This window comes from Halopseudomonas pelagia CL-AP6 (genome assembly GCF_000410875.1).
Taxonomy (GTDB): Bacteria; Pseudomonadota; Gammaproteobacteria; order Pseudomonadales; family Pseudomonadaceae; genus Halopseudomonas; species Halopseudomonas pelagia.
Window position 1 is genome coordinate 83,863 of the sequence record NZ_AROI01000035.1, and the last position, 22,039, is coordinate 105,901.

19 protein-coding genes are annotated in these 22,039 nt (G+C 58.1%); 8 read left to right on the top strand and 11 right to left on the bottom strand.

Annotated elements, in window-relative coordinates:
* The first annotated feature begins 36 nt into the window (after positions 1 to 36).
* On the top strand, positions 37 to 351 hold the full coding sequence (gene yhbY, locus K787_RS0119905; RefSeq protein WP_022964569.1) for a ribosome assembly RNA-binding protein YhbY: 315 nt from the start codon (positions 37 to 39) through the stop codon (positions 349 to 351).
* An 11-nt stretch (positions 352 to 362) separates the two neighbouring features.
* Here the strand turns inward: yhbY and K787_RS0119910 are convergent, their stop codons facing one another.
* The 4 genes from K787_RS0119910 to carA are packed head-to-tail and all read right to left on the bottom strand — an operon-like array spanning position 363 to position 5,655.
* Positions 363 to 758 (bottom strand): hypothetical protein, encoded by a 396-nt coding sequence (locus K787_RS0119910; RefSeq protein WP_028615144.1) that lies wholly within the window; start codon positions 756 to 758, stop codon positions 363 to 365.
* 35 nt (positions 759 to 793) lie between these two features.
* Entirely contained in the window at positions 794 to 1,267 is a 474-nt protein-coding gene (gene greA / locus K787_RS0119915; protein WP_022964571.1) for a transcription elongation factor GreA, read from the bottom strand.
* A gap of 2 nt (positions 1,268 to 1,269) precedes the next feature.
* Positions 1,270 to 4,485, bottom strand: coding sequence for a carbamoyl-phosphate synthase large subunit (gene carB / locus K787_RS0119920; RefSeq protein ID WP_022964572.1), 3,216 nt, complete (start codon positions 4,483 to 4,485; stop codon positions 1,270 to 1,272).
* Between the two features lie 33 nt (positions 4,486 to 4,518).
* A complete protein-coding gene (gene carA / locus K787_RS0119925; RefSeq protein WP_022964573.1) occupies positions 4,519 to 5,655 on the bottom strand; it encodes a glutamine-hydrolyzing carbamoyl-phosphate synthase small subunit in 1,137 nt (378 codons plus the stop codon).
* 317 nt (positions 5,656 to 5,972) lie between these two features.
* On the opposite strand from carA, the gene K787_RS0119930 reads away from it, so the two are divergent.
* Positions 5,973 to 6,734, top strand: a complete 762-nt coding sequence (locus K787_RS0119930) for a hypothetical protein (protein ID WP_022964574.1) — start codon at positions 5,973 to 5,975, stop codon at positions 6,732 to 6,734.
* Between the two features lie 21 nt (positions 6,735 to 6,755).
* Here the strand turns inward: K787_RS0119930 and K787_RS0119935 are convergent, their stop codons facing one another.
* Complete coding sequence (locus tag K787_RS0119935; RefSeq protein ID WP_022964575.1) at positions 6,756 to 7,403, bottom strand: response regulator transcription factor; 648 nt, start codon at positions 7,401 to 7,403, stop codon at positions 6,756 to 6,758.
* Between the two features lie 28 nt (positions 7,404 to 7,431).
* Complete coding sequence (locus tag K787_RS0119940; RefSeq protein ID WP_022964576.1) at positions 7,432 to 8,898, bottom strand: sensor histidine kinase; 1,467 nt, start codon at positions 8,896 to 8,898, stop codon at positions 7,432 to 7,434.
* Between the two features lie 155 nt (positions 8,899 to 9,053).
* Here K787_RS0119940 and K787_RS0119945 point away from each other — a divergent pair, with 155 nt between their 5' ends.
* The 4 genes from K787_RS0119945 (at position 9,054) to K787_RS23910 (ending at position 14,315) form a co-directional block, all read left to right on the top strand.
* Positions 9,054 to 10,673 (top strand): acyl-CoA synthetase, encoded by a 1,620-nt coding sequence (locus K787_RS0119945; RefSeq protein ID WP_022964577.1) that lies wholly within the window; start codon positions 9,054 to 9,056, stop codon positions 10,671 to 10,673.
* A 77-nt stretch (positions 10,674 to 10,750) separates the two neighbouring features.
* Positions 10,751 to 12,139, top strand: coding sequence for a hypothetical protein (locus tag K787_RS0119950; RefSeq protein ID WP_022964578.1), 1,389 nt, complete (start codon positions 10,751 to 10,753; stop codon positions 12,137 to 12,139).
* 19 nt (positions 12,140 to 12,158) lie between these two features.
* The gene (locus tag K787_RS0119955) at positions 12,159 to 13,403 is read left to right on the top strand and encodes an OprD family porin (protein ID WP_370736762.1); all 1,245 of its coding nucleotides are present in this window, start codon (positions 12,159 to 12,161) and stop codon (positions 13,401 to 13,403) included.
* A gap of 45 nt (positions 13,404 to 13,448) precedes the next feature.
* The gene (locus K787_RS23910) at positions 13,449 to 14,315 is read left to right on the top strand and encodes an MBL fold metallo-hydrolase (RefSeq protein ID WP_022964580.1); all 867 of its coding nucleotides are present in this window, start codon (positions 13,449 to 13,451) and stop codon (positions 14,313 to 14,315) included.
* A gap of 70 nt (positions 14,316 to 14,385) precedes the next feature.
* Here K787_RS23910 and dapB read toward each other — a convergent pair whose 3' ends face one another.
* The 4 genes from dapB to grpE form a co-directional block, all read right to left on the bottom strand.
* A complete protein-coding gene (dapB, locus tag K787_RS0119965) occupies positions 14,386 to 15,192 on the bottom strand; it encodes a 4-hydroxy-tetrahydrodipicolinate reductase (RefSeq protein ID WP_022964581.1) in 807 nt (268 codons plus the stop codon).
* A gap of 11 nt (positions 15,193 to 15,203) precedes the next feature.
* Positions 15,204 to 16,349, bottom strand: a complete 1,146-nt coding sequence (gene dnaJ, locus K787_RS0119970; protein WP_022964582.1) for a molecular chaperone DnaJ — start codon at positions 16,347 to 16,349, stop codon at positions 15,204 to 15,206.
* 135 nt (positions 16,350 to 16,484) lie between these two features.
* On the bottom strand, positions 16,485 to 18,407 hold the full coding sequence (dnaK, locus tag K787_RS0119975; RefSeq protein WP_022964583.1) for a molecular chaperone DnaK: 1,923 nt from the start codon (positions 18,405 to 18,407) through the stop codon (positions 16,485 to 16,487).
* A gap of 88 nt (positions 18,408 to 18,495) precedes the next feature.
* Positions 18,496 to 19,122, bottom strand: coding sequence for a nucleotide exchange factor GrpE (grpE, locus tag K787_RS0119980; RefSeq protein ID WP_268870414.1), 627 nt, complete (start codon positions 19,120 to 19,122; stop codon positions 18,496 to 18,498).
* Between the two features lie 159 nt (positions 19,123 to 19,281).
* On the opposite strand from grpE, the gene recN reads away from it, so the two are divergent.
* A complete protein-coding gene (gene recN / locus K787_RS0119985) occupies positions 19,282 to 20,952 on the top strand; it encodes a DNA repair protein RecN (RefSeq protein WP_022964585.1) in 1,671 nt (556 codons plus the stop codon).
* Between the two features lie 126 nt (positions 20,953 to 21,078).
* On the opposite strand, the gene fur is transcribed toward recN, so the two are convergent.
* Positions 21,079 to 21,486, bottom strand: coding sequence for a ferric iron uptake transcriptional regulator (fur, locus tag K787_RS0119990; protein ID WP_022964586.1), 408 nt, complete (start codon positions 21,484 to 21,486; stop codon positions 21,079 to 21,081).
* Positions 21,487 to 21,579: 93 nt separating this feature from the next.
* Between fur and K787_RS23915 the strand changes: the two genes are divergently transcribed.
* Complete coding sequence (locus K787_RS23915) at positions 21,580 to 22,017, top strand: outer membrane protein assembly factor BamE (RefSeq protein WP_022964587.1); 438 nt, start codon at positions 21,580 to 21,582, stop codon at positions 22,015 to 22,017.
* Positions 22,018 to 22,039 lie beyond the last annotated feature (22 nt).

Genomic DNA, 22,039 nt, shown 5'->3' on the forward strand with positions numbered 1-22,039 from the left:
CTTCTTCAATTCAATCCGGTAAGCATACAGATCATTATGACCCTCAGCTCAGCGCAGAAGAAAGACTACAAACGTATTGGCCATCATCTCAAGCCGGTGGTCATCGTCAGCGACCAGGGCGCCAGCGAAGGCGTGCTGTCGGAGCTGAATCGTGCCCTTGATGATCATGAACTGATCAAAATTCGCATCAGCGTGGCTGACCGTGATACCAAAAACGCGCTGGTCGAGCAGGTGTGCAAGGCCAGTGGCGCCGAGCTGGTACAGGTGATCGGCAAGATGGCCATTCTGCTGCGCAAAAACAACAAGGCCAACCCCAATCTGTCGAATCTGGTGCGCTTCAAAGAGATGTAAGTGGCTCAGCCTCAGCGCCCGGTTTCATCCGGGCGCCGCTGCAGCACCAGCACCAGCCCGGAAAAGGCCACCACCAGGTACGCAAATAGCTGCAAATAAGGCCCGTTTGCCAAGGGTGTTACCGCAAAAAAGCTGCCCACCGCCAGCAATACCACCACCAGCAGCTGTGCCCGCAGGTCAAGCATGACGCCTCGGCCTTGCGCCGCCAACACAACCAGCAACTGCAGCACCGCGCAAACCCCGGCAAAGCCGAGCACCAACGGGCGCATGAATCCGGCGATTTCGTGGATCAGCAGCGGCGCCAGGCCAAACTTCTGCAAGGCAGGTAGCAGCACGAAGTGCAGCATCCATACCCCGCCGACCCAAAGCGTTTGCGCTAATTGCCAGGCAATACGCCCGCCACGCAACCCGGGGGCTGGCGCGGCGGGCGTCACCGGAGCGGTCACTTGTGCGCAACCTCGACGATTTCATACTCGACCACACCGCCCGGTGTTTTTACCGCCACGACATCACCCTCTTCCTTGCCGATCAAGGCGCGGGCGATGGGCGAGCTGACAGAGATCTTGCCGATTTTGATGTCGGCTTCGTCGTCACCGACGATCTGGTAGCTGACTGACTCGTCGTTATCGACGTTAACGATCTCAACGGTAGTGCCGAAAAACACCTTGCCGGTACGAGGCAAGCTGGCGACATCAATCACCTGGGCATTGCCCAGGCGGCCTTCGATATCGCGGATGCGCGCTTCAACCATGCCTTGCTGTTCGCGCGCGGCATGGTATTCGGCATTTTCCTTGAGATCGCCCAGCTCGCGCGCTTCGGCGATAGCCTGGGTGATCTGCGGACGCATCACACTTTTCAGGTGTTTGAGTTCGGCTTCCAGGGCTTCTGCGCCCTGCTTGGTCATTGGATATTTCATATTCAGATTCCTGCGTGCAGGTCCTGGAGACGGCGAACCGTTTTTTCCGGACCGAATTTCAATGCCATGCAGATTGCCTCGCCACCAGCCAGGGTGGTCGTGGAGCAGACCTTGTGCTGCAATGCATTGCGACGAATGGAGTAGGAGTCCGCCATCGACTGCCGACCTTCAGTGGTATTGATCAGTAAACTGATTTCATCGTTCTTGATCATGTCGACAATATGCGGACGCCCTTCGGTGACCTTGTTGACGCGACGCACCTTGAGGTTGGCCGCCTGAATAACCTTGGCAGTACCGCTGGTGGCGACGACTTCAAAACCCAGGTCAATCAGCGCGCGAGCCACTTCCACCACATAGGGCTTGTCGTCGTCACGTACGCTGATAAAGGCACAGCCACCGGTAGGCAATGTTTCGCCGGCACCAACCATGGCTTTGGCAAAAGCCTCCGCGAAGCTGTCGCCCACACCCATGACTTCACCGGTAGATTTCATTTCCGGCCCGAGAATAGGGTCAACACCAGGGAACTTGGCAAACGGGAATACCGCTTCCTTGACGCTGAAGTAGGTCGGCACCACTTCCTTGGTAAAGCCGATCTCCTTAAGCGTCTTGCCGGCCATGACCCGTGCAGCGATCTTGGCCAGTGACTGGCCAATGCACTTGGACACGAAGGGCACGGTGCGCGAGGCGCGCGGGTTAACCTCAATGATGTAGATGGTCTCGCCCTGCACCGCCATTTGCACGTTCATCAGACCAACCACACCCAACTCAAGCGCCATTCTGGCGACCTGGTCGCGGATCTCGTCCTGAATATTGGCCGGCAGCGAGTACGGTGGCAGCGAGCAGGCGGAGTCGCCGGAGTGCACCCCAGCCTGTTCAATATGCTGCATGATCGCGCCGATCACCACGTCGGTACCGTCACATACGGCGTCGATATCCACTTCGATCGCGCAGTTGAGGAAGTGATCCAGCAGCACCGGGCTGTCGTTGGAGACCTTCACAGCATCACGCAGGTAACGCTTGAGCTCTTCTTCCTGGTAGACGATCTCCATCGCCCGGCCGCCCAATACGTAAGACGGACGCACTACCAACGGATAACCGATCTTGCCGGCGGCACGGATGGCTTCTTCTTCGCTACGTACGGTGGCGTTCGGCGGCTGACGCAGATTGAGACGCTCGACCATCTGCTGGAAGCGTTCACGATCTTCGGCGCGATCAATGGCTTCCGGGCTGGTACCAATAATCGGCACACCGGCCTCTTCCAGCGCACGCGCCAGCTTCAGCGGGGTTTGCCCGCCGTACTGCACGATCACGCCCTTGGGCTGTTCGACGCGGACGATTTCCAGCACATCTTCCAGGGTCACCGGCTCGAAATACAGGCGGTCAGAGGTGTCGTAGTCGGTGGAGACAGTTTCCGGGTTACAGTTGACCATGATGGTCTCGTAACCGTCTTCACGCATCGCCAGCGCCGCATGTACACAGCAGTAATCGAATTCAATACCCTGGCCAATACGGTTCGGACCACCGCCCAACACCATGATCTTGTCACGGCTGCTGGGGTTGGCTTCGCACTCTTCCTCATAGGTCGAGTACATGTAAGCCGTGTCGGTAGCGAACTCCGCAGCGCAGGTGTCTACCCGCTTGTAAACTGGATAGACGTTAAGCTTGTGACGCAGGCTGCGCAGGGTTTTTTCGCTGACGCTGAGCAGATCGGCCAGGCGAATATCGGCGAAGCCCTTGCGCTTGAGACGGAACATCAGGTCGCGATCGACATCGACCAGACCCAGAGTCTTGATGCGCTCTTCGTCCTTGATCAAATCTTCGATCTGCACCAGGAACCAGGGATCAATCTTGGTCAGCTCAAAAATTTCTTCCATGCTCATGCCAAAACGGAAGGCATCTGCGACATACCAGATACGATCTGCGCCGGGCACGGTCAGTTCGCGGATCAGATCAGTCTTGGCATCGGTAGCGGCCGGATCCAGCTTGGGATCCAGGCCGCTGACACCCACTTCCAGACCGCGCAAGGCTTTCTGCAGGGATTCCTGGAAAGTGCGACCAATGGCCATGACCTCACCTACCGATTTCATCTGCGTGGTCAGGCGCGCGTCGGCACTGGGGAATTTCTCAAAGGCAAAACGCGGGATCTTGGTCACCACGTAGTCGATCGACGGCTCAAAGGAAGCCGGGGTGCGGCCGCCAGTAATGTCGTTCTGCAGTTCGTCCAGGGTATAACCCACAGCCAGTTTGGCGGCGATCTTGGCGATCGGAAAACCGGTTGCCTTGGAGGCCAATGCCGAGGAGCGCGATACCCGCGGGTTCATCTCGATCACGACCATGCGGCCGTCGACCGGATTGATACCGAACTGGACGTTGGAGCCCCCGGTTTCTACACCGATTTCACGCAGTACCGCCAATGAGGCGTTACGCATGATCTGGTATTCCTTGTCGGTCAGCGTCTGCGCCGGTGCGACGGTGATGGAGTCACCGGTGTGTACACCCATCGGATCGAAGTTCTCGATCGAGCAGACGATGATGCAGTTGTCCTTTTTGTCGCGGACCACTTCCATCTCGTACTCTTTCCAGCCGATCAGCGACTCGTCGATCAACAGCTCCTTGGTCGGCGACAGATCCAGACCGCGGTTACAGATTTCTTCGAACTCTTCGCGGTTGTAAGCGATGCCGCCGCCGGTGCCGCCCATGGTGAATGAGGGGCGGATAATGCACGGGAAGCCGACCTGATCGAGGACCTTGTAGGCTTCCTGCATATCGTGAGCGATACCCGATACAGGGCAGGCCAGACCGATGGACTTCATCGCCTTGTCGAAGCGCGAACGGTCTTCGGCCTTGTCGATGGTGTCGGCATTGGCACCGATCATTTCGACGTTGTATTTTTCCAGTACGCCGTGCTTTTCCAGGTCCAGCGCACAGTTCAGCGCGGTCTGGCCGCCCATGGTCGGCAATACGGCATCGGGACGTTCCTTGGCGATGATCTTCTCGACCGTCTGCCATTTGATCGGCTCGATATAGGTCGCATCGGCCATCGACGGATCGGTCATGATCGTGGCCGGATTGGAGTTCACCAGAATGACGCGGAACCCCTCTTCCTTCAGCGCCTTGCAAGCCTGGGCACCGGAGTAGTCGAACTCGCAGGCCTGGCCGATCACGATGGGGCCGGCGCCGAGGATCAGAATACTTTTAATGTCTGTACGTTTTGGCATAGTCGTCTACAAATCCTTGGGTGTACCGGCGGCTCAGCGGCTTTTCGCCATGGCCTCGATGAAACGGTCAAACAGCGGCTCGACATCGTGCGGGCCGGGGCTCGCTTCCGGGTGACCCTGGAAGCTGAAGGCCGCTTTGTCGGTACGCTCGATACCCTGCAATGTGCCGTCAAACAGCGATTTGTGCGTGATCCGCAGATTGTCCGGCAGCGACGCTTCATCCACCGCAAAACCGTGGTTCTGGCTGGTAATCATCACCACGCCAGTATCCAGATCCTGGACCGGGTGGTTGGCGCCGTGGTGGCCGTGACCCATCTTCACCGTCTTGGCGCCGGAGGCCAGGGCCAGCAACTGATGCCCCAGGCAGATGCCAAAGACCGGAATCTCGGTTTCCAGCACTTCACGGATCGCCTGAATGGCGTAATCGCAAGGCTCCGGGTCGCCCGGGCCGTTGGCCAGGAACACACCATCGGGTTGCATCGCCAGCACTTCAGAGGCTGGTGTCTGCGCCGGAACCACGGTTAAGCGGCAGCCGCGCGCCACCAGCATGCGCAGAATGTTGTATTTCACGCCGTAATCGAAGGCAACAACGTGGTAGGGCAAGTCGGCATCGGCAATCTCGGGGTGACTGTCCGTTTCCAGATTCCAAACACTCGAGCGCCATTGATAGGCCTGCTTAACGCTGACCTCCTTGGCCAGATCCATCCCCTTCAAACCGGGGAAGCTGCGCGCCAACTCCAGCGCCTGCTCATCAGTGATGTTGTCACCGGCGATGATGCAGCCATTTTGTGAGCCCTTTTCACGCAGGATGCGGGTCAGGCGGCGAGTATCAATGCCGGCAATCGCCACTACGTTGTTATCCCGCAGATAGGCATCTAGCGGCTGCTTGTTACGCCAGCTGCTGGCCAGCAGCGGCAGATCACGAATCACCAGACCGGCAGCATGCACGCGGTCGGATTCGACATCTTCCGGGGTTACCCCGGTATTGCCGATGTGCGGATAAGTGAGTGTGACGATCTGGCGGGCGTAGGACGGATCGGTGAGGATCTCCTGATAACCGGTCATGGCCGTGTTGAATACGACCTCGCCAACACTGTGACCGTCGGCGCCGATGGCCTCACCACGGAAAATGCTTCCGTCAGCAAGGGCGAGAATGGCTGGCTTGGACAAGAAAACCTCCGATAGGACTGACAGTTTTTACCAAACGCGGGCTGCACAAAAGCGGGAATGAGGTGCTTAACACTTCATCCCGCTGCAAGGCATTGTCAGATGCGCGCTGAACAGATTAGCTCGTAATTGTAACGGCTTGACACGCAAATATCTAGACCGAATGACCTGCACAAACACACTGCAGAGCGATAAGCGAGACAACATACAGGCCGCTATGTTTCATATGCCGAGACATTTGTGATAAAACAATAAATGGGACAATAAGCTGGCGTGATCTGGCGACAGCATCATAAAAAACAAAAGGATTCGGGGACTAGATGATGGTATTGCACCTGAAACGCTTCCTTGTACTGGTACTGCTGTGCCTGGCGCCCATGGCTCATGCCGATCTGCAGCGCCTACAAGCCCTGCATGAACTACGCAGCGAAGGCTACACCGCTGGCACCTATCTGCTGATTGACAACAATCTGTTCGAGCGCGTACGCGAGCCCGGCAACCGGGAAGAGTACAACCGCTCACTGGGCAATATGAGCCGCCTGCTGCAAGAACTGGGCAACCCGTCCGAGCTGAGCACTCCCTTCGCCAGCTTCCAACTATTGATCCGTGAGCTGGAGGCGCTGGGAGAAGAAGAAGCCCACTACAATCTGGCCACCGTCAATCGCATCATGCAGGCGCATGGCGAATTCGACCTGGCCGCCGCCAACGCCTATGAACAAGCCGCCGTGGACATGCCCGCCGACTTGCGCGCCCTACACAAACAAAGCCTGGAGACCAGCCAGATACTGACGCTCTACCAGAACAACATGTTCAGCTCGGTAGGCGTGTATTTTCTGGAAAACCAGGAAGGCCTGTTCGACATTCTCGATGCCAGTATCCTTGCCCGCTCTGCCGAACTGAAGGGACTTTACCCCGGGCAAGCCGACACTTTCTCACGCCTGGACAAGCAATATGACTTTATCCAGCCGCGACTGAAGAACCCGCTATCAGACTGGGTACCGACCATTGCCGCGTTTTACCTGCAACGCAACGTGCAAACACTGAACAACCTGGCACGCGAAGCGGTACGCAGCGGCGCCTGAGCGCTGCCACTAGCAACCCAATCAGGCGCTGGCAGCCTCCAGGCTGAAGGGCTCAACCAGTCCAGCGCCAATGGCCATGCCCACCAGTGCCGGCAGACTGGCGGCCTGCATTCGCTTCATCACCCGTGAGCGATACAGGTCAACTGTCTTGACACTGACCCCCAGCTGCTCGGCAATTTCACGATTATTGAAGCCCTGGACCAATGGCAGCAAGATGTCGCGTTCGCGTGGTGTCAGGCTGCCAAGCCGAGCCTTGACCTCATTCTGCGCCCGCTGATTGGTCGCCATCACAGGCTGGCGGCTCAGCGCACGCTGCACGCTGTCTAGCAGCAGTTGCTCATTATAGGGCTTCTCAATGAAGTCCAGCGCGCCACCACGAAAGGCACGCACTACGATGGGCACGTCGGCATGACCACTGACAAAGATCACCGGCAGATCAATCCCTTTGGCGCGCATGGCTTCCTGTACCGCCAGACCACCCATGCCCGGCATGCGGATATCCAGCAGAACACAGGCCGGCGCGGCCGGATCGCAGGCGTCCAGAAAGGCTTGCCCACTGGTAAAAGGCTGGGCCTTGAGCCCTACCGACTCGAACAGCCAGACAGTCGAATCAAGCATGCCCTGATCGTCATCGACCACATAGACGAGTTGCTGAGATAGATCGGGCATTCGCGTTCCTCGTTGTATCACCTTGCCCCTAGTCGGAGCTGACCACTGGCAACCAGCAATGCAGGCACAGCCCTCCGCTGTCAGCCGGCAAAGCCTCTAAGCCGCCACCAAAACCCTCTACGATACCCTGACTCATCGACAGTCCCAAGCCCAACCCCTCCGGCTTACTGGTATAGAAAGGCGTGAACAACCGCGCCCGCGCCGCTTCATCTACACCTGGGCCCTGATCCGTGACCCGTATATGCAGTCTGTCATCATGCGTACTCAGGCCCAGCTCGATCCGTGAGGGGCTCTCCGGGTGTTGCTCTCGATTGGCTTCAATGGCGTTACGCAGCAAATTAAGTAACACCTGTTGCAACAGGATCGGGTCGACCATGACCTCTGGCAAGGATCCGTCGACCTGCTCGACAATCTCGACCTGATGCTGCCCCGCCTCCCAGGCGCACAGACCTACCGCCCCACGGGCCAGCGGCAAGGGGTTTACACGCTGCTGCCGGCGCTGCCCTTTACGCAGAAAGCCCCGCAGCCGACGAATGACCTCGGCCGCATGCTGCGCATGCTCCCCGATGCGCGCCAAGCCCTGGGCAACTTTGTCAGATTCCTCGCCGTTACAGCCTTCTCCGGTCTGCGGCAGAGCAGCCAGATAACGCTGACTGGCATTGGCATAGTTGAGAATGGCGGCAAGCGGCTGGTTCAGCTCGTGAGCAATACCCGAGGCAAGCTCACCCAGTGTCGCCAGCCGCGCGGCATGCGCGAGTTCGTCCTGCAGGCGGCGGTTATTTTCCTCACTCTGAATCCGCGCCGTAATGTCGCGCGACACACTGATCACCTCAACAACGCCACCAGTGTAAGTCTCCCGTATAGCGCGGCTGGCCGTTTCAAACCACAGGTAATGCCCAGCCTGATGGCGAATGCGATAGGTCAGCGTCAGGTAACCGTCCTGCTCCAGCGCGCGCTGAAAGCGCTCGATCAGTTGCTCCCGCTCCTGCGGGTGAAACAGCTCGACCATCGACTCGCCGCGCAATTGCTCTGGCCAATAGCCCAGCAGAGTCCAGGCGGCAGGCGAGGCATCGAGAAAGCGGCCGTCGGGCGTATGCCGGGAGATCAGATCCGTCGTGTTCTCGATGATCAGTCGGTACAGACGGCTGGCACGCATGGCTTCATGCTGTAATCGCAGGCTCTCACTGGCATCACGCCCGCGCACCAACACGGCTTGCAGTGCTGGCTGGGGAATGTAAGTCCAGAGTAGATAGCGATCGCCGACGCTTACCTCGACATCTTCAATGCAGCGCTGCTGACGCTGACAGGCTGCCACCAAGGGTGCATGGTTGGCAGGCAGCAACGTCGCCAAGGGCGCCACCTGATCAATCCACTGCTGCAGAGCAGGATTGGCTGGCAGCACTTCACCTCGAGCAGGGATTAACAACGCCGGAAGCGGCTCACTTTCGAGCAAAAGAGTGGCTACAGCACAGCGTAAATCAGAGTTTTCCGTCACTGAAACACCTTATAGTAGTCTTACTATAATACCTTAGACATGTTTCTATATTAATCGACTTTACTCTATAGTTCCTCCGATCAAATGCTGAACGCCTTGACCCACACGGCAAGTATGCACCCAGAGCCAATAAATAATCAGCCACAGGTATTGCCATGTCGATCTTCCAGGAAGGCCTGTCTCCGAACCCGGTCAACCACATAGCCCTCACCCCTCTCAGCTTCATCGAGCGCACCGCCAGCGTCTACCCGCATTATCCCGCCGTCATCCACGGTGGGATTCGTCGTGACTGGCAGCAAACCTATCAGCGCTGCCGCCGTTTGGCCTCAGCGCTGCATGGGCGGGGCGTCAATGCAGGGGACACCGTAGCGGTGATGCTGCCGAACATTCCAGCCATGCTCGAGGCGCACTTCGGCGTCCCCATGATCGGTGCTGTGCTCAATACGCTCAATGTGCGGCTGGACGCGGAGGCCATTGCCTTCATGCTCAATCACGGCGAAGCCCGTGCACTCATCACTGACCGCGAGTTTCATGATGTCGTGCGTGAGGCACTGACCCTGATCAAGCGCCCCATTCTGGTGATCGACGTTGATGACCCCGAGTATGGTGAAGGGGAGGCAGTCAGCGAGCTTGATTATGAGAGCTTTCTGGCTGAAGGCGATCCAGACTTCGACTGGCACTGGCCCAGCGACGAATGGCAGGCCATTTCGCTCAACTACACCTCCGGCACTACCGGCAACCCCAAGGGCGTGGTCTACCATCACCGCGGTGCTTACCTGAATGCCCTGGGTAACCAGGCGACTTGGGGCATGGGCCAGCACCCAGTCTATCTGTGGACGCTACCGATGTTCCACTGCAACGGCTGGTGCTACCCCTGGACCATCACCGCGATGGCCGGCGTGCATGTGTTCCTGCGCCGGGTGGATCCGCAAAAAATCCTCAATCTAATCCATGAGCATCAGGTCACGCACCTGTGCGGCGCACCCATCGTACTCAACGCGCTGGTCAATATGCCCGACTCGGCCAAAGCCGCCATCGACCATCCGGTCAAGGCCATGGTCGCCGGCGCGGCACCGCCAGCCAAAATCATTGGTGCCGTTGAGTCCATGGGCATTGCAGTCACTCACGTTTATGGCCTGACCGAGGTCTACGGGCCGGTAACCGTTTGTGCCTGGCATGACGAATGGAACGCCTTGCCACTAGAAGAACGCGCCAGCCTTAAATCACGCCAAGGCGTGCGCTATCTGACGCTGGAAGGCGTCATGGTGGCGGATTCCGAGACGCTACAGCCAGTAGCGCGTGACGGTGAAACTATCGGTGAGATCTTCATGCGCGGCAACACGGTGATGAAGGGCTATCTGAAAAACCCGGAAGCAACAGCCGAAGCCTTTGAGGGCGGCTGGTTTCACACCGGCGACCTGGCGGTGTGGCATCCCAACGGCTATGTGGAGATCCGCGACCGCCTTAAAGACATCATCATCTCCGGCGGTGAAAATATCTCCACCATCGAGGTTGAAGATACGCTCTACAAACACCCCTCCGTACTGGAAGCGGCCGTTGTGTCCCGGCCTGACGAGAAATGGGGTGAAACCCCCTGTGCTTTTATCACCCTTAAAAGCGGTCACCAGGCCGACGACGCAACCATCATGCAGTACTGCCGCGAGCACCTGGCGGGATTCAAGGTGCCCAAGACCGTGGTGTTCACCGAGCTTCCGAAAACCTCGACTGGCAAGATTCAGAAATACGTGCTTCGCGATTGGGCCAAGGCGCTCTAGCGCGACACCACCAACTTCGCATAACCCTTTTCACAACAACAATAGGCCGGGTTCTACCCGGCTGACGGAGGTTTATCATGCAAGTTTACAAGCGCGCTGACGGCGCGGAGCAACCCTACTGGCCATGCGGACCGTTCAAGATTCGTCTGCCCTTTGTACATTACCGCTGGGAAACCGCGGAAATGCTGCAGGCACTGATCATGTTTGTGGTCAGCCTGGCCATGATTCCACTATTGGAAAGATTCCTTGGCCTGCCCTATGACGTTGCCTTGGCCTATGTCGTGGTCGGGGGAATTGGCTTCATGTTACCCGCGCTGCTGGGGGTGCCCATGGTGCCTGGCTGGATTACCCCGGCGATTCCGGTGGTGCTGCTGTTTCTGGGCGACTTCGAACCCGGCCCGGAGGCCATTCAGGCGCTGTTTGCGCTGCAGCTTCTGGTCTTCCTGATCTTTCTGATACTCGGCATTACCCGGCTCGGCAGCGTGATGGTGCGTATCGTACCCAACTCGATGAAAGGCGGCATTATCATCGGTGCCGGCATTGCGGCCCTGATGGGTGAGATATCCAGCGGCGGGCGACTGGCCAATACGCCTATCTCTCTGGTACTGGGCAGTCTGATCTGCCTGTATCTGATGTTCTCGGTATCCTTCAAGGGGCTGACCGAACGCCTGCCGTTCATGCGCAAGATCGTCAACTACGGCATGGTACCGGGCATGTTGATCGCCATTATCGTGGGCATTGTGGTGGGCGAATACGAGATGCCGGACGTGCGCTGGGGCATCACCACACCGGCCTTCGGTGAGCTTTGGAACTACCTGCCGCTGGTCATCGGCATCCCGGATGCCAAGGTGTTCATGCTCGCCATTCCCACCGCTGTTATCGCCTACATCATTGCCTTCGGTGACATCATTGTCGGCCAGTCGCTGATGCAGCGTGCCGATGAACTACGCCCGGATGAACTTATCGAGAACAACATAGATCGCGTACATCTGGTCACCGCCCTGCGCAATGGCCTGCATGCCTTCTTCGCACCCTATCCTGGCCTGGCCGGGCCAATCTGGACCGCCGTTGCCGCCACCATGGCCGAGCGTTACAAGTATGGTCGTAAAGCGATGGACTCGATCTACAGCGGCGGCGGCACGTTCTGGATTACCGGCTTTATTGCCCTGTTCACACTGCCGCTGGTCAGTTTTTTCCAACCGGTACTGCCGATTGCCTTGTCGCTAACGCTGATCCTGACCGGCTACATCTGCCTGATGGTCGGCTTCGAACAGCTCAATAACAACACCGAACGCGGTATCGCCGGCACCATGGGCGTGGTCCTGGCGGTCTATGGCGCCGGCTGGGGACTGGCGGCGGGCGCCGCACTCTACATTCTGATCGAGCGTACCCATATCCTGCGTTTCCGCAGCATCAAGGACAGCGCAGAAACGCCCACTGACCGCATCCCTGAAAGCCGCGATTAACACAAAAACAAGCGAGACCATTTCAATGAAAATACTGCACAACACCACCCTGATAGCCCTGAGCACGCTGCTAGCCCTGCCGGCCAGCGCCAGCTTTCTGGAAGACAGCCAGAGCCGTATCGAGCTGCGCAACTTTTATTTCAACCGCGACTTTCGCCAGTCCGGCGCCAGCCAAAGCAAGGCCGAAGAATGGGCTCAGGGCATTCGTGCCTATTGGCAATCGGGCTATACCGACGGCCGTTTCGGCGTCGGCCTGGACGCCCTTGCGCTGTCAGGTATCAAACTGGACTCCAGCCCTGATCGCACCGGCACCGGCCTGCTCAAGCGAGACCGCAGTGACAACCGCGCGATGGATGAATACAGCCAACTAGGCCTAACCGCCAAACTGCGACTGGATCAGCACGTTCTGCGCCTGGGCACCCTACTGCCACAATTGCCACTGGCCATGCACAATGATTCCCGGCTGCTGCCTCAGACCTTCCGTGGCGGCTGGCTGCAAGCCAAGGGCAGTGAGGCACTGAGCTTCGACCTCGGACGCTTTAATGCCATCAACCTGCGCGATTCCTCCGACCACCAGCGCATGACGCCGGTGCAGGGCGGCGCGCGCAATGTGATTGTCAGCGGCAAGCCAGACAGCAATGCCTTTGACTTCGCCGGAGCCAGCTACCGCTTCAGCGACAACACCCGGGCCAGCTACCACTATGGCGAACTCGACAGCATCTATCGTCAGCACTACCTGGTACTCAACTACAGCCGGCCACTGAGCATCGGCAAGCTTGATTCCAACCTGCGCTATGCCGACAGCAGCAATGCCGGGCGCAGCAACATCGACAACCGCATGACCAGTCTGGCGTTAACCTGGCAGCACAATATGCATCGGCTGGGTACCAGCTATCAGCAGATGAACGGGCGTACCGGCTTCGCCTACCTCAGCGGTACTGATCCGTTCCTGACCCATCTGGTCCAGATCAACGACTTTGCCAATCGCGATGAGCGCAGCTGGCAAGTGCGCCACGACTACAGTTTTGCCGATCTTGGCCTGCCCGGACTGAGCCTGATGAACCGTTACACCCACGGTGACAACATCGAGTTGGCCACGGGTCGTGGCAGTGAATGGGAGCGCAATACCGATCTGGCCTACACCCTGCAGAGTGGCCCGCTGAAAAATCTGTCGCTGCATTGGCGCAACGCAACCTACCGCAGCAGCTTTGCCAGCGACATGGATGAGAACCGGATTATTGTTGGGTACAACATCTCGTTTTGATCTGTGCCACACAACCCGCACCCACTAGCGAAAATAGGAGCGCCAATGCGCATATTCACCACTCTGGAAGGCAACAGTCAGCGACTCGATGGCGGTGCCATGTTCGGCAACGCGCCCAAGGCTCTTTGGTCGCGTTGGGTTGAAACCGATGAACAGAACCGCATCAATCTGAGCTGCCGAGCGCTGCTGGTGCAGGAAGAAGGTCGCAACATTCTGGTGGAAACCGGCATTGGCGCCTTCTTCGAGCCGCGTCTGAAAGAGCGTTACGGGATAGTCGAAGACCACCACGTACTGCTCGACAGCCTTAGCGAAGTCGGTCTGACCCATGAGGACATCCACGTAGTTGTACTCACACACCTGCATTTTGATCACGCCGGCGGCCTGCTCAGCGCCTGGGAGCAAGGCCAGCCATCGACGCTGCTGTTTCCCAATGCCACCTTCATTACTGGTCAGCGTCACTGGCACCGCGCCAAACGCCCACATCCGCGCGATCAGGCTTCATTTATCCCGGAGCTGCTACAGCTGCTGGAAACCAGCGGGCGACTGGAACTGATCGAAGATGGCCGACACTCATCGATTCTGGGCAAGAGCTGGCGCTTTCACTTCAGCGATGGCCATACGCCCGGTCTGATGATTCCCGAATTCGACATGCCTGACGGCCCTGTGGTCTTCCCCGGAGACCTGATACCTGGCACCCCATGGGTACATCTGCCCATCACTATGGGCTATGACCGATTTCCGGAAACCCTGATCGATGAAAAGGAAGGTCTTCTGGATACTCTGGTGGAGCGTGGAGGACGTCTGGTATTTACCCATGACCCTCTGGTCGCGATCGCCCATGTCGAGCGCGATAACGATGGACGCTATCGGGTCAGCGCCCCACAGGGCAACCAGAAAATGGTCACCCGCTAATCAGCAACTCAGCCACAAAAAAGGGCGACACGCTGCACGCGGTCGCCCTTTTTTATATTATGCTCGGCAGCTAATCCTTGAGCGATAGCACATCCTGCATGTCGTACAGGCCAGGCGCACGCGCATCCAGCCAGAGCGCAGAGCGCACTGCGCCTTTGGCAAAGGTCATGCGGCTGGAGGCTTTATGGGTGATTTCCACTCGCTCGCCTTCGGTGGCAAAGAGTACCGTGTGATCACCCACCACATCACCCGCCCGCACCGTAGCAAAACCAATGGTATCGCGCGGGCGCGCACCGGTCTGACCCTCGCGACCATATACTGCCACCTTGGCGAGATCACGACCCAGAGCATCGGCTACTACTTCACCCATACGCAAGGCGGTACCCGATGGCGCATCGACTTTGTGCCGGTGGTGCGCTTCAATAATTTCAATGTCGGCTTCGTCACCCATAACCCTGGCCGCCATATCAAGCAGCTTCAGACACAGGTTAACGCCGACACTGAAGTTGGGCGCAAAGACAATCGGCATATCCTGGCCGGCCTCAAGCAGCAAGCGCTTCTCATCGTCACTGAAGCCGGTAGTACCGATGACCATGGCCTTGCCCGCCGCGCGGCAGAGCGCCAAATTTACTAACGTACTAGTCGGATGGGTAAAATCGATCAGGACGTCGAAGTCTTCAAGCACGTCTTGCAGGCTGCCGGCGATTTTCACACCAGTGCGCCCGATACCCGCCAACTCGCCGGCATCAGCACCCAACAACGAACTCTCGGGCCGTTCGATGGCCGCAGTCAGCTGCGCCCCCTGCGCCTGGTTTACCGCTTCGATCAGCGTTCTGCCCATGCGCCCGGCGGCGCCAATCACCGCTATTCTTCTCATGCTGACTCCGATCAGAATTTCATATCTTCGAAGAAGTTCTTTACTCCATCGAACCAGCTCTTGGCCCGCGGCGACTGATTGGAACCTTCTTCCTGCAGGGTTTCACGCAATTCTTGGATCAGTTCGCGCTGGCGCTTGGTCAGGTTGACTGGTGTTTCCACCACCACCTTGCACAGCAAGTCTCCAGCAGAGCCACCACGTACCGGCGTCACCCCCTTACCACGCAAGCGGAACAGCTTGCCGGTCTGCGCACCATCCGGAATCTTCAGCTTCACGCGGCCATCCAGAGTCGGCACTTCTAACTCACCACCGAGCGCGGCATCGGCGAAGTTGATCGGCACCTCACAAAACAGGTTCTTACCGTCGCGCTGGAAGATCTTGTGCTCACGCACAGAGACCACCACATACAGATCACCCGCAGGGCCACCGTGCACACCCGCCTCGCCCTCGCCCGCCAGGCGAATCCGGTCGCCGGTATCGACGCCCGCAGGCACCTTGACCGACAAGGTTTTCTGCTCTTCTACCCGGCCATGGCCGTGGCAGTCGTTACACGGATCGGTAATCATCTTGCCGGTGCCGTGGCAGCGTGGGCAGGTCTGCTGCACAGAGAAAAAGCCCTGTTGCATGCGTACCTGACCATGACCACCACAAGTGGTACAGGTCACCGGAGAGGTTCCTTTCTTGGCGCCAGAACCATCGCAAGTAGCGCATTCGACCAGGGTTGGAACACGAATGGTCACCGTGGTGCCACGCACTGCCTCTTCCAGGTCCAGCTCAAGCGTGTACCGCAGATCACTGCCGCGCTGTACGCTGGAACGACCACCGCGACCACCGCCGCCACCACCAAAAATATCGCCGAAGACGTCGCCGAAAATATCGGAAAAATTACCGCCACCGAAACCGGCGCCGCCAGCGCCAGCGCCCATACTCGGATCGACCCCGGCATGGCCGTACTGGTCGTAGGCAGCGCGCTTCTGGGCATCGGTCAGCACTTCGTAGGCCTCATTGGCCTCCTTGAACTTCTCAATGGCGCCTTCATCATCCGGATTGCGGTCCGGGTGATACTTCATTGCCAGACGGCGGTAGGCCTTTTTCAGCTCCGCTTCGCTAGCGCCGCGCTCGACACCCAGCACCTCGTAAAAATCACGCTTGGCCATCGTTCAAATTTCCTTTACCGGGACGCTTGCCTGCCCCTGTTACACAAACGGCAACGCGGGAATAGCTCCCGCGTTGCCTGGTAATGGTCAGCTACCGGCGCATCTTTGCGCCAGCACCGCCGATGAGTCAGGAGCCTACTTGTTGTCCTTGACCTCTTCGAACTCGGCATCGACCACGTCGTCGCCCGCTTCCTGCTGCGCATCAGCCTGGGCATCCGCACCGCCCTGGTCTGGCTGCGCCTGCTCGGCGTACATCTTCTGTACCAGCGGGCCGGATGCTTCGGACAAGGCATTGATCTTGGCTTCAATGTCGGCTTTGTCGTCGGTCTTGATTGCCGCTTCCAGATTCGCCAAGGCGGTCTCGATTGCAGCTTTCTCTTCCTCGGTAGCCTTGTCACCCGCTTCAGTCAACGTCTTGCGGGTTGCGTGCACCAGTTGGTCGGCCTGGTTGCGGGTAGTCACCAGCTCTTCGAACTTGCGATCTTCTTCGACGTTGGCCTCGGCATCACGCACCATGTTGTCAATTTCTTCATCGGTCAGGCCCGAAGAGGCCTTGATGATGATCGACTGTTGCTTACCGGTGGCCTTGTCTTTGGCCGACACGTTCAGAATACCGTTGGCGTCGATGTCAAAGCTGACCTCAACCTGCGGCACACCGCGTGGCGCTGGCGGAATGTCGGCCAGATCAAAACGACCCAGCGACTTGTTCTGTCCGGCCTGCTTACGCTCACCCTGCAGCACGTGAATGGTCACGGCAGTCTGGTTATCGTCAGCGGTCGAGAACACCTGCGACTTCTTCGTCGGGATAGTGGTGTTCTTCTCGATCAGCGTGGTCATTACACCGCCCATGGTTTCGATACCCAGTGACAACGGGGACACGTCGAGCAGCAACACGTCTTTCACGTCACCGGCGAGTACCGCGCCCTGGATCGCCGCGCCTACGGCAACCGCTTCATCGGGGTTGACGTCCTTGCGCGGTTCTTTGCCGAAGAAATCAGCTACGGTCTTCTGCACCAGCGGCATACGGGTTTGACCACCGACCATGATCACTTCATTAATCTCGGACACGTCCAGACCGGCATCTTTCATCGCGACACGGCAAGGCTCGATGCTGCGCTTGATCAGCTCTTCCACCAGCGATTCCAGCTTGGCGCGAGTAACCTTGACCTGCAGGTGCTTCGGCCCGGTAGAGTCGGCAGTAATGTAGGGCAGGTTGACGTCAGTCTGGCTGCTGGATGACAGCTCGATCTTGGCCTTCTCTGCCGCTTCCTTCAGACGCTGCAACGCCAGCGGATCTGTGTGCAGGTCGATGCCATTCTCTTTCTTGAACTCGTCGGCCAGATAGTCGATCAGACGCATGTCGAAATCTTCGCCACCCAGGAAGGTGTCACCGTTGGTGGCCAACACTTCGAACTGGTGCTCGCCATCCACTTCGGCAATTTCGATAACGGACACGTCGAAGGTACCGCCACCCAGGTCGTATACGACAATGGTGGAATCGCCACGGGATTTGTCCATACCGTAGGCCAGTGCGGCAGCGGTCGGCTCATTGATGATGCGTTTGACGTCCAGACCAGCAATGCGGCCGGCGTCTTTTGTGGCCTGACGCTGGCTGTCGTTGAAGTAAGCCGGTACGGTGATAACCGCCTCAGTCACGGCTTCGCCCAGGTAATCCTCGGCGGTCTTCTTCATCTTTTTCAGCACTTCAGCAGAAATCTGCGGAGGCGCCATCTTCTCGCCCTTCACTTCAACCCAAGCATCACCATTGTCGGCCTTGATGATCTTGTAAGGGACCAGTTTGATGTCTTTCTGGACCACATCTTCCTCGAAACGACGGCCGATCAGACGCTTGACCGCGTTCAGGGTATTTTGCGGGTTAGTGACCGATTGGCGCTTGGCGGATTGACCGACCAGTGTTTCGCCGTCGCCGGTGTAGGCTACGATCGAAGGAGTGGTGCGAGCGCCCTCAGCGTTCTCGATGACTTTGGCAACGCCATTTTCCATGATTGCAACGCAGGAGTTGGTAGTCCCCAGGTCGATACCGATAATCTTGCCCATATCTATTCTCCGATTAAACTTGCCGCGGATAACCGGCGGCACGGGTTAGTCTGTTCATGCACCCTTAATGGGGGCAGTGGAAATTATTTCAAGCCTGCTCATCAATCGATGGAGACGCCGGCTTGTCTGTCGGGGTCTTGCTGACCACCACCATAGCCGGCCGCAGCAGACGACCGCTGATGGTGTAGCCTTTCTGGAATACGCGAATAACCGTATTGGGTTCAACGTTATCGCGCTCTTCCATAGCCATCGCCTGATGCAGTTCCGGATTGAAGGGTTCGCCATGCGGCTCTACCGCAACAATCTGAAAACGGCCCAGGGTGTCGGCAAACATCTTCAGCGTCAGCTCCATGCCATCACGCATTGGCTTGATGGCCGGATCCTCGGCGTCGGACAACTCCATACCGCGCTCCAGGCTGTCGACCACCGGCAACAACTCGTTGGCAAAGCGCTCAAGAGCGAACTTGTGCGCTTTTTCCACTTCCTGCTCGGCACGGCGGCGGGCATTCTGCACGTCGGCAGCAGCCCGCAGAGCCTGATCCTGCGCTGCCGCCAACTGCTCTTCGAGGCGGGCAACCTGTGCCGCCAGATCGTCAGTTGCTGCGGCATCCAGCGCATCTTCAGCCAACTCGTCGGTGGCCGGATCCTGTCTCTGTTCGTCTGCCATCTGTGTCTCCTGTTCTAGCAATCGGGCAGCATGCACCCTGTTGATCATTGTCTACACCTTATATGGGGTCTTTAATGCAGGCTTCAAGGGCCAAAAGACCAGAGAACAGAAAAGCCCGAGGACGTAAAAACCAGAAAAGCCCGCGCCTCTTGTGAACAAAACCCAAACTACTGTATAAATAACCAGACTTGATACGGGAGCGCGGCCATGCTGGTACATCTTGCGGTGAACAATTACGCCATCGTCGACCACCTTGAGCTGGAGCTCAGCAGCGGCATGACGGTGATAACCGGGGAAACCGGCGCCGGCAAGTCGATCATGCTTGATGCTTTGGCACTGACGCTCGGCGACCGCGCCGACAGTGGTGCTGTGCGTCCCGGCACTGACAAAGCCGATATTCTCGCGACCTTTGATATCAGTCAGATCCCCGAGGCCCAGGCCTGGCTGGATGAGCGCGACCTGAACAGCGCCGATCAGCAGGTCATTCTGCGCCGGGTGATTACCGCCGAAGGCCGCTCGCGTGGCTATATCAATGGCAGCCCCTGCCCCCAGCAAGACCTGAAAGCCTTGGGCGAAATGCTCATCGACATTCATAGCCAGCACGAACACCAGTCACTGCTCAAACCTGACACCCACCGCCGCCTGCTGGATGATTACACCGGCAGCACCGACCTGGCCCGCCAAGTGCATTTGGCCGCCCAACGCTGCAAACAGACTGAGCAGGCGCTCAAGCAGGCCAGCGAAAAAGGCAACGAGCAAACCTCGCGCCTGCAATTGCTCACCTACCAGCTCGAAGAGTTGGAGAACCTGAGCCTGCAGGAAGGTGAGCTGGAAGAACTGGAGAACGACCAGCGGCAGTTAGCCAACGCCGGCGAGATCATGCAGTCCTGCCAGCATGTGATCAACCTGTGCAGCGAGAACGACAGTGGCAGCGTGCTGCATGCATTGACCATCAGCCAACAGCGGCTAGCGGCCTTTCGCAACAGCCATCACAGCCTGGAAGAAGCCGACGGCATGCTGGCCAGCGCGCAGATCCAGATTGAAGAAGCGGTGGGCGAGCTAACGCGGTATCTGGATCATTTTGAAGCCGATCCGGAACGCCAACAACAGGTGGAAGAGCGCCTGGGCGCCATTTACGACTTGGCGCGCAAGCACAAGATCAACCCGGATCAAATCCCCGTGCTGCAACAGCAACTGATCGATGAACTGGAGAGCATGCAGCAGCAGGACGCCGATGCCGAGCGCCTGGCGGAAGAGCTGGAATCTTACCGCGAGCACTACCGGCAGTTGGCGGACGAGCTGAGCGGCAAGCGTCAGACTGGCGCTACCAAGCTCGAAGAGGCAGTAACGCGGGAGATTCAACAACTGGGCATGCCCGGCGGCCAGGTCAAAGTTCAGCTCAATACCCACGAAGCACATAGCTGCCTGCCGCACGGGAGGGAAAGCGTCGAGTTACTGGTCAGCGCCAACCCCGGCCAGCCAGCCAAACCCCTGGCCAAGGTCGCCTCGGGCGGCGAGCTATCGCGTATCAGCCTGGGCATTCAGGTATCTACCGCGCAGACCTCTCGGGTACCCACGCTGGTATTCGATGAAGTAGACGTGGGTATCGGCGGGCCAACGGCAGAAATCGTCGGCAACCTGCTACGCCAGCTCGGTGGTCATGGCCAGGTGCTGACTGTCACCCACCTGCCCCAAGTGGCGGCACAAGGGCATCAGCATTTATTTGTGCGCAAAGAGCAAGGCAAGGAGTCCACCAGCACCCGCATCGACAACCTGGACGAGGATGGCCGGGTGCACGAGGTGGCGCGAATGCTGGGGGGGATTGACCTGACCGACGAGTCGCTCGCGCACGCGCGCAAACTACTGTCGGCGGTCTAAGGACAGCTGCAAGGATCTGGCTTTAAAGCCTTACCTGACAAGCACTTCCGATCAGAATGACCAAGAGAGTTCATTTCCGCTCGGAACACTTGTCGCTTATAGCTTGCCGCTGAAGAAAAAAGGCGCCTAGACGCCCTTCTTCTTCACATACAACACCAGATTGTGATCAACCATCTCAAAACCATGCTCTCTCACTATCTCACGCTGACGACGTTCGATTTCGGCATCGAAAAATTCGATCACCTCACCGGTGTCCACGCAAACCATATGATCATGATGCTCACCGTCGGCCAACTCGAACACGGCATGGCCGCCGTCGAAGTTGTGGCGCACCACCAGACCAGCGGACTCAAACTGCGTCAGGACGCGGTATACCGTAGCCAGACCCACATCATCACCGGCTTCCATCAGCGCTTTATATACGTCCTCTGCGCTCATGTGACGCTCAGGCGAATGGTCCAGCATCTGCAGGATCTTGACGCGTGGCAGGGTGACCTTAAGGCCAGCTTTCCGGAGTTCTTGATTTTCAACCATGTCAGTTTCTCGTTCAGCGCTTCGCAGGGCGGGATCTGTCGGGTATGATTCAAGGCCTTTCAGCCATTTCACGATAGTGGATGTTACCACGTGATGCCAAATAGCTTATACCGAATCCTATGTATCCTGTTGTGTCTCTCCGCCCTGAGCCTTTCTGGCTGCAGTTTTCCGGGTGTTTACAAGATTGATGTTCAACAGGGCAATGTGGTCACCCAGGACATGGTGGACCAATTACGCCCAGGCATGACGACCCGCCAAGTGCGCTTTATCACGGGCACTCCGCTGGTAGAAGACACCTTTCATCCGAATCGCTGGGATTATATCTACAGCATGCAGGCGGGCCATCAAGAGCGCACCCAAGAGCGCATCAGCCTGAATTTCGAAAATGATCTGCTGGTCGGCCTGTCCGGCGACTTCGTTCCTGGCGCCAGCCGGGATGAACAGATCATGGGCACACGCCAGCAGGCCGAGCCTGAAGCATTGGAAACCTACCCGGTTGATCTGGGTGCACCGCTGGGTACCGGCGAGTAACACAATATGGGCTGTCGAGTGA

What these genes read in the sequence shown, in the direction of transcription:
- recN (WP_022964585.1), top strand. Translation starts at nt 19,282, where the DNA reads ATGCTGGTACATCTTGCGGTGAACAATTACGCCATCGTCGACCACCTT.
- fur (WP_022964586.1), bottom strand. Translation starts at nt 21,486, where the DNA reads ATGGTTGAAAATCAAGAACTCCGGAAAGCTGGCCTTAAGGTCACCCTG.
- grpE (WP_268870414.1), bottom strand. Translation starts at nt 19,122, where the DNA reads ATGATCAACAGGGTGCATGCTGCCCGATTGCTAGAACAGGAGACACAG.
- dnaK (WP_022964583.1), bottom strand. Translation starts at nt 18,407, where the DNA reads ATGGGCAAGATTATCGGTATCGACCTGGGGACTACCAACTCCTGCGTT.
- K787_RS0119935 (WP_022964575.1), bottom strand. Translation starts at nt 7,403, where the DNA reads ATGCCCGATCTATCTCAGCAACTCGTCTATGTGGTCGATGACGATCAG.
- dnaJ (WP_022964582.1), bottom strand. Translation starts at nt 16,349, where the DNA reads ATGGCCAAGCGTGATTTTTACGAGGTGCTGGGTGTCGAGCGCGGCGCT.
- yhbY (WP_022964569.1), top strand. Translation starts at nt 37, where the DNA reads ATGACCCTCAGCTCAGCGCAGAAGAAAGACTACAAACGTATTGGCCAT.
- K787_RS0119930 (WP_022964574.1), top strand. Translation starts at nt 5,973, where the DNA reads ATGATGGTATTGCACCTGAAACGCTTCCTTGTACTGGTACTGCTGTGC.
- K787_RS0119945 (WP_022964577.1), top strand. Translation starts at nt 9,054, where the DNA reads ATGTCGATCTTCCAGGAAGGCCTGTCTCCGAACCCGGTCAACCACATA.
- dapB (WP_022964581.1), bottom strand. Translation starts at nt 15,192, where the DNA reads ATGAGAAGAATAGCGGTGATTGGCGCCGCCGGGCGCATGGGCAGAACG.
- K787_RS23915 (WP_022964587.1), top strand. Translation starts at nt 21,580, where the DNA reads ATGCCAAATAGCTTATACCGAATCCTATGTATCCTGTTGTGTCTCTCC.
- carB (WP_022964572.1), bottom strand. Translation starts at nt 4,485, where the DNA reads ATGCCAAAACGTACAGACATTAAAAGTATTCTGATCCTCGGCGCCGGC.
- greA (WP_022964571.1), bottom strand. Translation starts at nt 1,267, where the DNA reads ATGAAATATCCAATGACCAAGCAGGGCGCAGAAGCCCTGGAAGCCGAA.
- K787_RS0119950 (WP_022964578.1), top strand. Translation starts at nt 10,751, where the DNA reads ATGCAAGTTTACAAGCGCGCTGACGGCGCGGAGCAACCCTACTGGCCA.
- K787_RS23910 (WP_022964580.1), top strand. Translation starts at nt 13,449, where the DNA reads ATGCGCATATTCACCACTCTGGAAGGCAACAGTCAGCGACTCGATGGC.